The sequence below is a fragment of the Cohnella sp. 56 genome (assembly GCF_037963805.1).
Lineage (GTDB): Bacteria > Bacillota > Bacilli > Paenibacillales > Paenibacillaceae > Cohnella.
Genome location: NZ_JAZDQE010000001.1, coordinates 388,457 through 404,749, shown reverse-complemented (window position 1 = coordinate 404,749; position 16,293 = coordinate 388,457). Strand labels below are relative to the sequence as shown.

General features: G+C 59.5%; 6 protein-coding genes. All 6 read right to left on the bottom strand.

Features of this window, described 5'->3' with window-relative positions:
• Positions 1-56: 56 nt before the first annotated feature.
• The 6 genes from VQ071_RS01745 to VQ071_RS01720 all read right to left on the bottom strand — a co-directional run bounded on the left by VQ071_RS01745 (position 57) and on the right by VQ071_RS01720 (position 16,273).
• Complete coding sequence (locus VQ071_RS01745; protein ID WP_340512109.1) at positions 57-1,778, bottom strand: extracellular solute-binding protein; 1,722 nt, start codon at positions 1,776-1,778, stop codon at positions 57-59.
• A gap of 76 nt (positions 1,779-1,854) precedes the next feature.
• A complete protein-coding gene (locus VQ071_RS01740) occupies positions 1,855-2,745 on the bottom strand; it encodes a carbohydrate ABC transporter permease (protein ID WP_340512108.1) in 891 nt (296 codons plus the stop codon).
• A gap of 22 nt (positions 2,746-2,767) precedes the next feature.
• A complete protein-coding gene (locus tag VQ071_RS01735) occupies positions 2,768-3,739 on the bottom strand; it encodes an ABC transporter permease (protein WP_340512107.1) in 972 nt (323 codons plus the stop codon).
• 698 nt (positions 3,740-4,437) lie between these two features.
• Positions 4,438-9,771, bottom strand: coding sequence for a cellulase family glycosylhydrolase (locus VQ071_RS01730; RefSeq protein WP_340512106.1), 5,334 nt, complete (start codon positions 9,769-9,771; stop codon positions 4,438-4,440).
• A gap of 161 nt (positions 9,772-9,932) precedes the next feature.
• Positions 9,933-13,844 (bottom strand): glycoside hydrolase family 5 protein, encoded by a 3,912-nt coding sequence (locus VQ071_RS01725; RefSeq protein WP_340512105.1) that lies wholly within the window; start codon positions 13,842-13,844, stop codon positions 9,933-9,935.
• Between the two features lie 191 nt (positions 13,845-14,035).
• Entirely contained in the window at positions 14,036-16,273 is a 2,238-nt protein-coding gene (locus VQ071_RS01720) for a beta-glucosidase (RefSeq protein WP_340512104.1), read from the bottom strand.
• Positions 16,274-16,293 lie beyond the last annotated feature (20 nt).

The window sequence follows — 16,293 nt, the reverse complement described above, 5'->3', positions numbered from 1 at the left end:
TAAAACTCCAAAAGGACATGCCGTCCCGGATGGGACGGCAGTCCTTGGTCAAAACCTTACTTCATGAAATCCGCGAGCTTCTTGGCGTTCTCTTCGAACTTCTTCTGTCTGAACGCCTGCATGGCATCATAGCCAGCCTTGGCGCGGTCGTCCTTGAACTGCTGCAGCGCCTTGTCAAAATCCGCGTCGGACTTCGACAGCAGCAGCTTCGGCAGCGCCTTGCTCCAGAGCGTGTCGATCTTCGTCTTGGAGATGCCTTCGGGAGACGTCGCCGGCGGGTCGATCAGATCGTACTGCGAGTAGCTGGCCGTCTTGCCGCGGGTCCAGTCCTCCATCTGCTTCGCCGGCTCGACACTCGGCGGCGCCCATTGCAGGTTCATGTTCGTATCCATCAGCATCCAGAAAGTATACGACGAACCGTACTTTTTGTCGAAGGAGGTGCGGTCGGACTGCATGAGCTGCAGCGCTTCCGGCTTGAACTGATCCTTGCCGTCGATCGTATCGTACGAGAAGCCCTTCTCGCCCAGGTACAGATCCTTCTGCCCTTCCTCGCTGATCAGATAGCTGAGGAACTTGATGGCGCGCGCCTTGTCCTTGACGTCCTTGGAGATGAGCGTGACCGTCCAGCCGGAGATCGAAGGACCGGCCAGCTTGGGCGCATCGAGCTTCGAATTGGCCGGGCCGTCGACCGCGATATAGACGGAGTTCGGGTCCTTCGCGAACAGCACGTTCTCCTGAGCGGCCATATCGGACCGCTGGTAGAGCATGGCGAAGTAGCGGCCCTGCGCGATCTTCTCTTCCATCTGCGTGCGCTTGTCGATGAATACATCCTTCGCGAGCAGACCGTCCTGGTTCGCCTGACGGAACACCTTCAGCCACTTCACGTACTCCTCGTTATCGACGAGAGAGTACTTGTCGCTCAGCTTGCCGTCGACATCGCGCGGAATCGCCAGGAAGTCCGCCAGGTAATCCTCGAGCGAGTAGTTGCCGGTCGTCGTGAATTCGTGCAGGCCGAGCGGGATGAGCGGCTGGCCGTTAACGTCCTTGAATTTTTCCTTCGCGGCCTTGAGCGCGGCGAGGAAGCCTTCCGGCGTCCGCATGTCCGGCTTGCCGAGCGCCTCGTACATATCTTTGCGCACGAGGAACGTCTGGTTGGACGTGAAGTTCGTGCCGTACTTTTCATAATCCTTCGGGGACGACGAAGCGTTCGGATAGCCGTAGACGTTGCCGTCGGTCTGCGTGTACCAGCTCAGCTTCGCCGGATCGGCGACCTTGAAGAAGTACGGGTCATATTCCTTGGCCAGCTCGTTGAGCGGCAGCACGAGCTTGCCCTCCTGCATCTTGCGGACCGCGTCCTCGTACCAGCCGAGCGTGATGAAGTCCGGGAGCTTGCCGGAGGCGATCATCGTGTTCAGCTTCTCGTTCTCGTTGCCCGCCGGGACGATGAAGTTGATGTTGACGCCCGTCTTCTTCGTGACGTACTGGGAGGTCGGATCGACGCCCCACTTGTTCGGGAACCAGGAGAAGTTCAAGTACCAGTCGAATGTGATCGGCTTGGCGGCATCCGCCTGCCAGCCGGGCGCGTCCGCGTCGGCGGAAGCTTGCCCGCCGGTATCGGAGCTCGCGCTGGCGGAGGCCGACGGCGAGCTTGCGGAAGGGCTCGAATTGCCCGGACTTGCGTTGCTTCCCTTGCCGGAGCCGGCACAAGCTGTCAGCGAGAAGGTCAGCGCAAGGAGCAGCGTAGAGGCGATCGTTTTTTTGGAAAAACGCTTGTTCATGTTTTTTCCCCTTTGCATCGTTTTGTACATCTATGTGTTAAATCGTCGTTGCCTGAACGGATAAGACCGCCGCCCCTCAGCCCTTGATCGAGCCGATCATGAGTCCCTTCACGAAGTACCGCTGCAGGAACGGATAAGCGAGCACGATCGGGAGCGTCGTGACGACCATGGTCGCCATTTTCACCGAGTTGGACGTGACCGACTTCGTGATCCCGCCTGCGGCCGCCGTCACCATCTGGCTCGTATCGTTCTGCGCGACAACCCGGTACAGGAACGTCTGGATTGGCTGCAGCTCGGTGTTCTGCGTGATGTAGATGACGCCCGCGAAGTAGTCGTTCCATTGCCAGACGCCGTGGAACAGCGCGATCGTCGCGACGACCGGCAGCGAGACCGGGATGACGACTCGCAGGAACAGCACCAGGTCGTTGGCGCCGTCGATCTTGGCGGCTTCCTCGAGGCCTTGCGGCAGCTCGCGGAAAAACGAGACGAAGATGATAAGGTCGAAGAAACTGAACATCGCCGGGATAATATAGACGAAGAAGTTGTCCAGCAGATGCAGGTCCCGGATGAGCAGGAAGGTCGGGATCAGACCGCCGTTAAAAATCATCGTAATCGTGCCGAGAATCATATACAGATTGCGGCCTACCAGCTCCCGCCTGGACAATGCATAGGCGACCATCGCCGTGAAAAAGACGTGCAGGACGGTGCCGAGAAGCGTCTTCGCGACCGTGACGCCCATCGCATTCAATATGCCCGGATTGTCGATGACCGCTGCGTAATTGTCCCAGGTGAACACCCGCGGGATCCAGTAGATGCCGCCCCGCATGGCGTCCTGTCCGTTGTTGAACGAGTTCACCAGCACATACCAGACGGGGTAGACCGTCAGGAAGCAGATGACGAGCATCAGCAGGATATTGACGCCGTCGAACACCGCCTCGCCTCTCGTCTTCCGTTTCAATGCGAACATCGGATGTATGCCTCCCTTCGTCTCAGAATAACGTGGACTGGTTCAGCCGCTTCAGAATGCCGTTGGCGCCGAGCAGCAGCCCGAGCGTGATGACCGACTTGATCAGGCCGATAGCGGTTGCGTACGAATAGCGGGATTGCGAGATGCCCGTCTGATACACGAAGATGTCGATGACATTGCTCGTGCTGTCGTTCAACGCATTGCGCATGACGAAGATCTGATCGAAGTTGGAGTTCAGGATGCCGCTGACCGCCAGAATGAACAGAATCGAGATCGTGCCGGCGATGCCGGGCAGTGTCACGTACCGCATCTTCTGGAAGCGTCCGGCGCCGTCGATCGTCGCCGCTTCGTACATCTCCGGGGATACGCTCGCCATGGCCGCCAGATAGATGATTGCCGACCAGCCGAGCTCCTTCCATATATCCGAGGTTACGACGATCGTCCAGAAGTAATTCGGGCTGGCCAGATAATCGACCGGGTTATGGATCAGGCCGAGCGCCTGCAAAAATTTATTGATGACGCCCACATCCGAGAGCCATGTCGTCAGAATGCCGCCCAGGATGACCCACGACAGAAAGTGCGGCAGGTACGAAATCGTCTGTACGGCCTTCTTGAAGCGGACTGCGCGCAGCTCGTTCAGGAACAGGGCGAACAGTATGGGAAGCGGGAACCCGATGATCAGCTTGAGCAGGCTGATGCCGATCGTATTGCGAATGACGCTGGGCAACTGGTCGTCCGAGAAAAATTCCTTGAAATGCGTCAGTCCCGCCCAGGGCGCCGCACCGATCGACTTGATAATGTTGTACTCCTTGAAGGCGATAATAAGGCCGTACATCGGGATGTAGTTGAATATGATCATCCATGCTACGCCGAGCAGCGCCATCACCTGAAGGTAACGCTGGGAGAGCAGCTTCCGTGCCCACTTGGCCGTCCCGCCACTGCTTGCACGCGTCTGCGTACGCGGCGCTTCCCGAACCTCCGCGCGGGATTCCATGCGGTAACCTCCCGTCTTTCTCATCATGTAAGTGTTTTCAATAATATGTATTGTACGATCCCTCCGGCGGCTTGGGTAGGCGCGATATTTCGTATCGCGTCTCCGTTTTTCGGAACTTGCGGGATGGGCCCTTCTGAGCCGGGCGCGGCGGCACACAAAAAGCCTGCAAAAATGCAGGCTTTGCATGCCACGGGTAATCGGATGCACCAAAAGCCTGCGAAGCTGCAGGCTTTTCGCGCTGCCGGGTACTCATTTTGTGCTCATCGCCGGAAAAAGATGTATGGGTGCAGGCATTTGCTCTGAAACCCGGACTTGAGGCAAAAAAGGATGCATGAATGCAGGCTTTGCGGAGCGCGTAGGCGGTTCGGGGTTCGGGGTTCGGCGGTTCGGCTGTTCGGCCTATCGGCGGTTCGACGGTTCGACGGTTCGACAGTTCGACAGTTCGACAGTTCGACAGTTCGACAGTTCGACAGTTCGACAGTTCGACAGTTCGACAGTTCGGCGGTTCGACGGTTCGGCCGATCGGCGGTTCGGGATTCGGCGGTTCGGCGGTTCGGCGGTTCGGCGGTTCGACCGATCGGCTGTTCGGCGGTTCGACCGATCGACCGATCGACGGTTCGGCAGTTCGGCTGTTCGGCCGATCGTACAATAAAACCGAGCGGCATTGGCCGCTCGGTCAGTTTAAGTGTGCTTGGCCGCTATTCTGTGGCCTTAATGATATTGTAAATAAAAACGGCCGTCTCTGCTCTCGTCGCGCTGTCGCCCGGTCTGATACGGTTCCCGGCGCCCTTGACGAGTCCGGCGGCAACGAGCCGTCCGACGTCTGCCCGCGCATACGCTTTAACCTCGGCGCTGTCCGTAAACTCGCTCAAATCGGATACGACTTCCGACTCGCCAAGCTTCAGCGCGCGAGCCGCGATGACAAACATATCCTGCCGCGTGATGGCAGCCTTCGGCCGGAAAGTGCCGTCGCCAGTTCCCTGGAGGATGCCCAGCTGCTTGGCGATGCTCACAGCATCGTAGTAATAATCGGTCGGCTTCAAATCTGAGAACGAGCTGTCATACGCCGCTGTCAGACCAAGCGCTCTGACAAGCATGACGGCAAAGTCCGCTCTCGTGACACGCTTGCCCGGCGAGAATGTGCCTTCCGACGTGCCCTTCACGATCCCCTTCGAAGCCAGGAAGGCAATCTGATCCTTGGCCCAGTCGTATCCGGCGAGATCGCCGAACGTCGGGCTGCCGTCCGCCGGTGGATTGTTGGATGTTCCATTGCCGCCGGTGCCATTGCCGTTGTTGCCGCCATTGCCGCCGGTGCCATTAGAGCCTCCTGCCGGATTTGGCGTGCCTCCGGAGGGCTCTCCACTCGTCGGCGCATTGGCAAGCGTGATCACGAAGGTGCTGAAGTGATTCGTCTCAAAGGTGACCGTGCCGGCTGCGAGATCAAACACACCATTCATGTTGATGAAATCCTGCGTCGCCGGATCGAAGTAATAAAGCTTGGGCGTGCCTCCGCTCTTCAGCTTGGCCAGATCGCTATCCGACAGGCGAATCGTCACGCTCACCGGAGATCCCAGATTGTGGACAGCCGTGTCGCCAATCATGAATTTCAGATCGATCGCCTGAAGCACGAGAGCGTTGGCAGGCTTGCCCGCTTCGATCGATTGGCGGGTGCCCGCATCGACAGGCGCTTGCGAGAACGCAGCGTTCTTCAGATCGCCGAAAGCGAGCAGCATCGATACCGGCAGCCGGACCGTCGCCGAGCCGAGGACGATGCCATAGATGCTGTCCGTCGGGATCGAGGTGATATTATCCGGAATGCGCGTCGTGTACACGCCATGCGCATCCGGTATGGCAGCGTCCGTTTGCGCAGCCGCGCCGATGGTAAATTGTACGACAGTCTCATTGCCTGCCGCATCCGTAACGGTCAGCACATAGAGACCGATGGTCGAGATCGGCGTGCCGCTCGCAAACGCGGTCGAGGTTGCGCCGTTCTTCGCCAGGACGGCTGTCGCGCCCGGCTCGTTGTCGCCGAACGTCGGCGTCACGATGACCGAATACGTCCCGCCGTCCGCCACCCCTTCAACCGTCGGCGCCACCTTGTCGATCGTAAACGCGTAGGTCGTCGTCTTGTTCCTGGTGTCCGTCACGGCCAGCGAATAATGGCCTTCTGCCGAGATCGGCGTGCGGCTCGCATAAGCGGCAGCCGCCCCGCCATCCTTCGATAGCGTAGCCGTGCCTTCTTTTATTACAGGCGTGACGCTGGTCCGATACGCGCCGCCGTTAACAATACCCGACACAGTAGGCGTCAGATAGTTCGTCAGCACGCTCATCTGAACGGCATCCTTCGTATAGTTGTCGCTCGGCTGGATCGCCAGCGAATACGTGCCCCAGCGGTCGCCGCCCGCCCAATACGTGCCGTCCATGCCGTAATAATCGAGCTTTTTCATGAAGTTGTCGAGTACGTCCAGCCAGCGCGGATCGTTATTCGGCACGCCATATTCGCCGATAAAGCCTTTGACCTTGTACTTCTTCGTCCACTCGCCGAATACGCTCAGCCGTTCGGCCCCGATCATCGCCAGATTCGGATTGGCCGCAAGCTCGTCGTCGTAGCTCTTGGCGTAGACGCCACTGCTGTCGCTGTCGAAATATTCATGCGCCTCGTAGATGAAGTTGTTGGCCGGATCGGTAATCCACGGCACCGGGTTGTACTTCGTCCACTCGCCCGCGCTCTCCCAATGGTTGCCCGGCACCATTATCAGCTTGTTATCTCCATTGTTCCGAATAGCGGTCAGAGCAGCTTGCGAAGTCGCATGCCAGTCGGCATTTTCCATATCGTGTGGCTCGTTCATCAAATCGTATGCGTAAATGCCGGGATCGTCCTTGAATATATTCGACAGCTTCACCCACAGGTCGTTGAAGTCCTCGTTGGTGACGCCGCTGCCCGGATTGCTTATAATTTTGCCGCCGCCGTAACGGCCGTAGTTATGAATGTCGAGGATGACTTTGGCGTTATGCTGCTTGGCCCAGATAATGCCGTTAAGCAAGCCTTGCAAATAATTGTCCGCAAGCGGACCCCGCAGCGTCGGCTGCAGCCGCTCCCAGACGAGCGCGACCCGGTAAATATCGAATCCCTTGGCCGAGAAATAAGCGTAGTCGCTCTCCTTGTCCCAGTCGTAATCCTGGCCCTCAACGCCCGGAAGATTGCCGGCCGCGAAGCCTGCCGTCGGGAGATTGACACCACGGAAATAAGGGGGCTTGAATTCGTTCACGCTCGCCTGCGGGTTATCGATCGTGAAGTTCACCGTCGTCGTATTGCCGGCAACATCCTTGGCCGTCAGTACGTAATGACCGTTCGCGATAATCTCCGTGCCGCTGACGAAGGCCACCGGATATGCCGTCCGCAGATTCGCGTCGACCAGCAGCGTCGCCGTTACCGCCGACGTATCGCTGATAATCGGCATCACGCTGCTGTCGTAATGGCCGCCGTCGGTTATCCCCTCGATCGCCGGAGCGGACTTGTCGATCGTGAAGTTCACGGTTGTCGTCACGTTCGTACTTGAATTCGTAGCGACCAGCCGGTAGCTGCCGTCTGCCGCGATCTGCGTGCCGCTCGTAAATGAGTCGGCACCGCCGTCGCCCTTCTGCAGCGTCGCCGTCGTTGTCGCCTCGTCGAACTTCGGCGTTACGCTTGCGTTGTACGCCGTGCCGTCCGCCACGCCCCACACATCGCTCGGAGCGCCGAAGATTTGGAATTCGTTCATCCACAGCGCGTCCATCTTCGTCACCGCTTTGAGCACAAAGGTAACATACTTGGCTGTACGCGCGACCGGGAGGCTGCAGACGTAGTTAAACGTCAGCTCCGTGCCGCTCAGACTTGTGCAGGCAGGCGCACCTTCAATCGAACTGCTGTCGTCGCTCAAGTAAACCGACCAGCTCTCGGGCGATTGTCCGGCCGGTGTGCTGAATGTAAATCGGGAGACGGCATAATGACGGTCCAACGCGAATCGGACGACATACTTGGCCCCCATCTTGCCGGACCATACCTTGCCGACATCCCATTGCCAGGCGTCGGAGCCGGGCACCGCGGACACCAGGCCGTCGGTCATGGTCGCCCGAACCGCATCGCTCGCCTGCGAGTCCGTCAGCGTCGACAGATTGCCGTCCGTCCCCGTAAACTCGATCTTGTACGGCTTGCGACCGAGCGCGATGTTATCATACCCGCTCCCGGCAGCGGTTGCGCTTGACTCGCCGAACGCCTGCACCTCCGCTACTTTGGCGACATAGTCGGATGCGCTCGCGACATTCGCGAACAGGAACAGCACATAGCGGCCTGTTCGGGGCGTTATGTCCAGCTTCCCATTCAGTTGATCGGCCGCAATATTAGCCGCCAGATTGGCCGAAGTCGCCAGATCGCCTTCGTGCTGGCCGATGTATACTTGCACGCCCTTGAGCAAGCTGCCATCCGCGTAGACGGACACCCTGGAGAGATCGAAGCTCGCTCCCAGATCGTAGAGCAGGCCCGACTTGACATCCGGCTGGTGCCACCATCGGCTGAACTCGTTGAATATCGGTATCGCCTTGTCCAGCACGCCATCGGTGAACGCATAACCGCTATATTTAGTGTCGCTATTTGAATCGCTTGCGAACACAAACGGCGCAAAGCTGCTGTAATTTTTGTCGGAGACGGCAACGCCGGTGCCTACCTTGCCGCTCAGCACATTGACGCTTCCCGGTGCCGGCAGATCTACCGTAAAGCGCACCTGCTGCACACGCCCCGCATCATCCGTCGCCACCAGCGTGTAGCTGCCGCTGTCGCTGATCGGGGTATCCGCGGCGTAGGCGTTCGCTTCGCCTCCGTCCTTGGCAAGCGTCGCCGTTACATTCAGCAGTTCCGGCGTTACGGCTGCCGTATAAGTGGCGCCGTCCGTCACGCCCAGCACCGCACTCTTGGAGCCGTAAATCTCCATCTCGGCCGGGAAGAACGTGTCCTGACTGCCGCCTGCCTTCACCACGAAGGTGACATACCGGCCAACCTTCTGCTCCGCCAGGCTGCAGCCCGCGTTGAAGCTCGTCGCGGACATGCCGCCCGACGTGCTGCAGACTGCCGCGCTGTCGAAGCGATGATCGGGCGTATCGCTCACGTACACGCGCCAGCTGTCCGCCTGCTGGCCCACGATCGTCGTCATCGCAAACCGCGACAGGGCAGTCGGTTCGCCCAGATCGTAGCCGATCACATAGGACAGCCCGTTCTTGCCGCTCCACAGCTTCCCGTCCCACTGCCAGTCCTTGGAGCCCGGCGTATTGGACGTACGGCCATCTGTCAGCGCCGTCTTGATCGAATCGCCGATCGTGTAGCTGAAGTCCTGCAGGTTGGCCAAATCCCCGTCGGTGTTCGTAATCTTGACCAGATCCGCTTTTAAGCCCAAGGCTACATTGTCCGGGCCGATCGCCCCGGCTCCGGCTGCAGCGCTGCCATAGGCTTCAAGCTCGGCGACCTTGGCGGTTCCGTTGTCCGCGACTTCGGTGAACATGAACAGAACATATCGTCCTGCTGTCGGCGCGATAGCGACAGTCTTGTTCAGATCCGTCAGCGCCAACGTTGCCGCCAGATGGCTCGGCGAAGCCAGGTCACCCGCGTGATCCCCTACGTACACACGCACGCCGGTCACCGTGCCGGCATCCACATAGGCCGCAATATCAGTCAGGTCGTAGCGCCCCCCAAGATCGTAGAGCTGACCTGTCTTCACAGCCGGCTGGCCCCACCAGGCGGCGAAGCCGTTCAGCACCGGTACGGTCGCAGTTCGGTCGCCGTCGGTCAACGCCTGGCTGCCGTAGCCCCCTTCTTCGATTGTATACGGCCCAAATCCGTTATAATCCGCAGATGACGCGACCACCGTGCCGGACGTGCGTCCCTCCAGCACATTCGACGCCGGCGCATCTGCGCTGGCTTGTCCGGCGAACATCGCATTGGTCACGACCAGCGTGCATGCCAATATGACCGCCGATATTTTCCGATAAATCCCCGTCTTCATGTTTTTCCTCCCCTGTAGTCGTCATCGTCTTCATCATACCGGCCTGAAAGCGCAACCACACACCGCACGCGTGACTTCCTTTTGTGCTTTGGTGACATATTGGCGTAAAAAAAGAGAACGCCGTCTCCGGACGTTCTCTGTCAAACCTGCTGCCGATCGGCTTACTGGCCGAAAACTTGTATCTCGGACGGGAAGATCGCGTCCTGATTGCTCTGGGCCTTGACGACAAACGTCACATACTGTGCCGATTGAGCCGCAGGCAGACTGCAGCTGTAGTTGTATGTCTGCGACGTGCCGGTCGGCGTGCTGCAAGCGGGCGAGCCGCCCAGCAGATTCGCGGGATCGTTGCTGAGGTATACGCTCCAGTTGGCAGGCTCGGTCCCGGGAGGCGTACTGAATGTGAACCGGCTGACATTGTATGCCTGACCCAGATTAAAGCCGATCACATAGGTCAGGCCGTTCGTGCCGGTCCACACCTTGCCGTCCCACTGCCAGGCGTTCGAGCCCGGCGCCGTTGTAGCGAGACCGTCGGTCATCGCCGTCTTGATCGAATCGGCTACGGACAGATCGGTCAGCTGGGACAGGCTGCCGTTGGTGCCGGTCACCTTGACGAAGCTTGGCTTGATGCCGCGGGCTTTGTTGTCCGGCCCGACAGACGCAGTTGCCGTATTCGCCGTGCCGAACGCCTTCAGCTCGGTCACGCTGGCCGTGCCGTTCGCCGTCCCGCTGAACATGAACAGCACATAACGCCCCGTCTTCGGCGAGATGTTCGCCGCCGCATTCAACTGGCCCGCAGTCAGCGAACCAGCCAGGTTGGCCGTCACGGCCAGGTCTCCTTCATGATCGCTAACGTATACGTCGACGCCTGTCACCGTTGAGCCTGCCGCATATACGGCCACGCTCGACAGATCGTACCTGGCGCCGAGGTCGTACAGCACGCCCGATTTAATATTCGGCTGGGACCATCCGCTGAACTGATTGGCGATCGGTACGGCTGCCGTCGTGCTGCCGTCCGTCAGTGCCTGTCCGCTATATTGCGAGTCCGTAAACGCATAAAGTCCGAAATTGCGATAGTCCGCCGAGGAGCCGACTACGCCGGAACCGATCAGCCCATTCAGCACGTTGACACTGTTGCCCGGTACGCTCGATAGATTCAGAACGAATGCGACTGTAGATACGTTGCCGGCAGCATCCTTGACCGTAAGCACATAACTGCCGGAGACGGCAATCGAGGAGCCGCTCACATAAGCTGCCGCCGCGCCGCCGTCCTTAGCAAGCGTCGCGGTTGTAGCAGTTGCGTCAGTGAATGTCGGCGTCACGGCGGCGGTATACGTCGTGCCGTTCGATACGCCGCTGATGGCGGGCGCAGTCTTGTCGATGACAAAGCTGACAGTGACGACCTGTCCCTGCGCGCTCGTCAGCTTCAGCACGTAGCTGCCCTCCTGTGTAATCTGCGTGCCAGTGCTGTAAGCGGCCGGCGTGCCTCCGTTCCTCGCAAGTGTGGCGGTGCCGCCTGTGAATGTCGGCGTCACGTTCGTCTTGTAGAACGCCCCGTTCACAACGCCGCCAATGGCGGTCGAGGGAGATATATGGTTGACGAGCACACTCATCTGCGGCGCGTCGATGTTGTAGTTGCCGCCGGGCTGGATCGCCAGCGGATAGCTGCCCCATCTGCCGCCGCCGGCCCAGTACGTGCCGTCCATGCTGTACTGGTCGAGCGCCTTCATGAAGTTGTCGAGAACGGTAAGCCAGCGTCCGTCGGTCTTCGGCGCGCCGTACTCGCCGATATAGCACTTGGCGCCGTATTGCACACACCAGTCGCCGAACACCTTGAGACGCTGCGCGCCGATCTGGGCAAGATTCGGATTGAGCGCAAGCTCCTCGTCATAGGACTTTTCATAGACGCCGCTACTGTTCCAGTCGAAGTATTCATGCGCCTCGTAAATATAATTGTTGTCCGGATCGGTAATCCATGGCGTCGGGTTGTAGGTCGTCCATTCGCCTGCGCCCTGCCAGTTGTCGCCTGCGATCATAATCGTGTGATGATCGCCGTTGTTGCGAATGGCTGTCAGTGCCGCCTGGGATGTCGCCTTCCAGTTCGCACCGCCCATATCGTGCGGTTCGTTCATCAGATCGTAGGCGTAGACGCCCGGATCGTTCTTGAACACATTGGAAATTTTGACCCACAGATCGTTGAAGTCGGCATTGGTGACGCCGCTGCCCGGTTCTCCAATAATGTTGCCGTGGAACCGCCCGTAGTTATGAATGTCGATGATAACTCTGGCATTGTATTTTTTGGCCCAAGCGATATTGCGGATGAGACCGTTCAAATAATTCTGGTCGAGCGGTCCGCGGAGCGTCGGCTGCAGACGCTCCCACAACGGCGCCACCCGTATGATGTTGAATCCCTTGCCGGTGAAGTACTGAAAATCCGCTTCCTTATCCCATTCGTAATCGCTTCCCTCCACGCCGGGCAGCACCCAACCGGCGAAGCCGGCGGTCGGCAGATTGACGCCGCGATAATACGGCAATGCGGCCGCGCCGCCATTCGGATTATTGATTGTAAAATTCACGACCGTCGCGTTGCCCGCAGCATCGGTCGCCGTCAGCCGGTAGCTGCCGCTGGCCGCGATCGTCGTACCGCTGGCATAGGCTCGCGCATAGGACGTCGGCAGATTCGTATCCGCGATCAGCTCTCCGCTGACTGCCGATGTATCGCTGTATGTCGGCGCGACCGCTGTCGTATAGGTTCCCCCGTTCGCGACGCCCGACACGACGGGCGCCGTCTTGTCGATCGCAAAGTTCACGACGGTCACCTTGCCCGTGCCGTTCTCGGTCACGGTCAGCTTGTAGCTGCCCTCGTTCGACAACGTCGTGCCGCTGGCGAATGCCGTCGCTGCGCCGTTATTGCGGCTCAGCGTAGCCGTCGCGCCGCCGAACATCGGCGTAACATTCGTCTTGTACGACTTTCCATCCGACACGCCCCACACCGCGCTGGCGCTGCCGTAGATCTCGATCTCACTCGGGAAAATCGTATCCTGGCTCGTCAACGACTTGACGACAAACGTGACGTACTGCGCCGTCTGCGAGGAGGCGAGACTGCAGCTATAGTTGAATGTCTCGTTGCCTCCGACTGGCGTCGTGCAAGCAGGTGTCCCGGAGAGCAGCTGCGCCGGGTCGTCGCTCAAGTAGACGCTCCAGCTCGCCGGAGAGGTGCCGGCAGGTGTACTGAACGTGAAGCGGGAGAGGGCGTCGTGAGCGTTCAGATTGAAGCCGAGCACATAGGTGAGGCCATTCGTGCCCGTCCATATTTTCCCGTCCCACTGCCAGGCGTTGGACCCCGGCGCCGTCGAGGCGCGACCGTCAGTGAGCGCCGCCTTGTCCGACTCGTTGACGCTCACATCCGTCAACTGGGACAGATCGCCGTTGGTGCCCGTCACCTTGATAACATTCGGCTTGATGCCGCGTGCCACATTGTCAGGTCCGGCGGTGGCAGTCCCTGTATTCGCGCTGCCGAACGCCCGGAACTCCGCCACCTTGGCGATGTTCGTGCTCGCGATATCCGTCAGCATGAACAAGACATAGCGGCCGGACTTCGGCGCAATCGCGAACGGAGCGTTCAGTTGACCGGCCGCAAGCGTCCCGGCGAGATTCGCCGCCGTTGCCAGATTGCCGGCATGGTCGCCGATGTATACGTTGACGCCCGTCACCGTGCTGCTGTCCGCGTATACGGCCACGCTCGACAGGCTGTAGCGCCCGCCGAGATCGTACAGCACGCCCGACTTCACCGGCTGCTGCCAAGCACTGAACAAATTGACGATCGGCACGGTCGCCGTCGTGTTGCCGTCTGTCAGCGCCTGGCCGCTGTACCCGGATTCGGCGAACGTATACGGCGCAAAACCGTTGTAGTCCGCGGACGAAGCGACCACGCCGCTGCCGATGAGCCCCGATAATACATTGCTGTCGGCAGCATGAGCCTTCATCGCACTCCCCCCGTATAAATCTGCCGACAGTGCGATCGCAGCCGTCAGCAGCAGGGAGAAGCTTTTTTTGATCCAGCTTGTTCTCTTCAAATAATTTTCCTCCTTATTTTCTATTTGCAACCGCTTACAGAATATCGCATGTCAAATCTTCGTACACACCGCGCAGATGACTTTATTTTGTATTCTGGTGACTCTCTCCGCCAGTGCCTGACGTCCTCCGGCGGCGAATGCAGTCTCGCCTTGCGGGACGACGTCAGACAACAACGGCTGCCTATGATTCGTTAATAGCGGTAGGTGCGCTGCAGGGAAATTTTTCGAATTAGCCTGATGTCGCGCGAAGAGCTGCCGATCCGAATCTCGAACTCGCCGGCCTCCGCGACGAACGCCCGTGCTTCCTCGTCGTAATATCCGAACGCATCTTTGCTTAGCTTCATGATGACGACCTTTTCTTCGCCTGGCATCAGGCGCACCTTCTCAAACATCTTTAGCTCCTGCAAGGGACGCTCCACGCCGGCCCCGGTGGGAGCCACATATACTTGAACCGTCTCCGCCCCCGCCATGGCACCGATATTGCGAACTGTCACGGCGATCTCTGCCTTCAGCTCCTCACCGGTGCCATCGTCATGAATATCGATGTGCGCGTCGATATAGGCATACGACGTATAGGAAAGACCATGTCCAAAGCAAAAAGCCGGCTCGACGGCAAATGTATCGAAATAGCGGTAGCCGACGAACACGCCTTCATTGTAGGTGACACGCTCTCTGCCCCCGAAGTCCCCCAGCCGGTGCGCCGGACTATCGTCCAGGACGCGGGGGAACGTCTCCGGCAGCCGTCCCGACGGATTGACATCACCGAGCAGCGCCTCTGCGAGCGCCGTACCGCCTTCGAGACCGGCATACCAGCCCCATATGATCGCCCTGGCACGATCCGACCAGCGGTGCATCTCCACAGGCGAGCCGCCTATGAGTACGATCACGGTGTCCGCATTCGCCTCCAGCAACGCCTCGATCAACTCGTCCTGCCCATATGGCAGCTTCATATCTTCCCGGTCCGCAGATTCGACGTCATAATCATGATTCAAGCCACCGATGAAAATGACTTCGTCATATTCCTTCGCCAAGGCCACTGCCTCTGCCAGCAGTCCGGCACTCCGCCCGGCACTCGCCTCGACGGCAACGGCACGCTCGGCGGCGCGCGCCGGATCTCCATCATCCTCTTGGCCGGCCCGCTCCGGAATAGCATAGCCCGGCACGCAACGGATTTCCGTGTTGCCGCCGAGCTTCGCCTTCAGTCCGAGCAGCGGCGAGATTTCATACAACGCTTTGATCTCCGCGCTTCCGCCGCCCCCTGCGTGCAGCATGTCGGCGTTGCGGCCGACGACGAGGAGCCGATGAAGCTTTTCCCTTCGCAGTGGCAGCCGTTCGCTTTCGTTTTTCAACAGGACGATGGATTCCCTGGCGGTCTCAAGCGCAGCATCGCGATGCGCGGGGACGGCATACGTGCCGGCCCGGCGGGAGGAGTGCGCCGGCCCGATCATATGGAGCCGCCGCATCAGCCTTAAAATATTGCGAACCTTGGCATCGACATGCAGGATATCGATCTCTCCGCTCCTCATTGCCTCCAGCAGCGGCTCCGCCAGATTGTAGCGGTCAAATTGCGTATTCGTGCCCATCTCGATATCCAGCGGCGCCTCGGCAGCGGCCCTTGTATCGTGGACGGCATCCCAATCGCTGACGACGACGCCGTCGAAGCCCCACTCGCCGCGCAGCAGGTCGCCGAGCAAGTACCGATGATGGCTGCAGAACTCGCCGTTCAACTTGTTATAGGCGCTCATCACCGTGAGCGTATTCGCTACTTGAACCGCTGCCTTAAAGCCCGGGTAATAGATCTCCCGCAGCGCCCGCTCGTTGACGATCGTATCGACCCAGTACCGCTCCGTCTCCTGGTTATTTGCCGCGAAGTGCTTGACACAAGCGGCGACATCGTTCTCCTGAATACCCGCGATCATCGGCACGACCAGCTCTTCTATCAGTCTCGGGTCTTCGCTCATATATTCGAAGTTCCGCCCGCACAGCGGGCTGCGCTTGATATTAATGCCAGGCGCAAGGATGATATCCTTGCCGCGCCCGCGCGCCTCGGCGCCCAGTGCCTGACCGGACCTGTATGCCAGCTCCCGGTTCCATGTGGCGGCGATGGCGCTATTGGACGGGAAATAAGTAACATAATCGTCCGACGTGCCGATATTGATCCAGGCGTCGTCCGCGTACTCGCGGCGCACGCCCATCGGTCCGTCCGACATTCGCAGCGGCGGGATGCCGAGTCGCTCCACGCCCGCCGTGCGGAACAGGGCTGCCCCGTGAATCATCCCGACCTTCTCTTCGGGGGTGAGCTGCCGCAGCAGCTCCTCGATCCAGGCCTCTCCCTGCCTATCCCGCTTGTCCGCCTCGTCCGATCTCGTCTGCCCTCCTTGCCCCATTCGTCTGTCTTGTTCTTCCGGTCCATCCTGCCTGTCAGGCATGAGAGCCTTCCCCCTTCTGT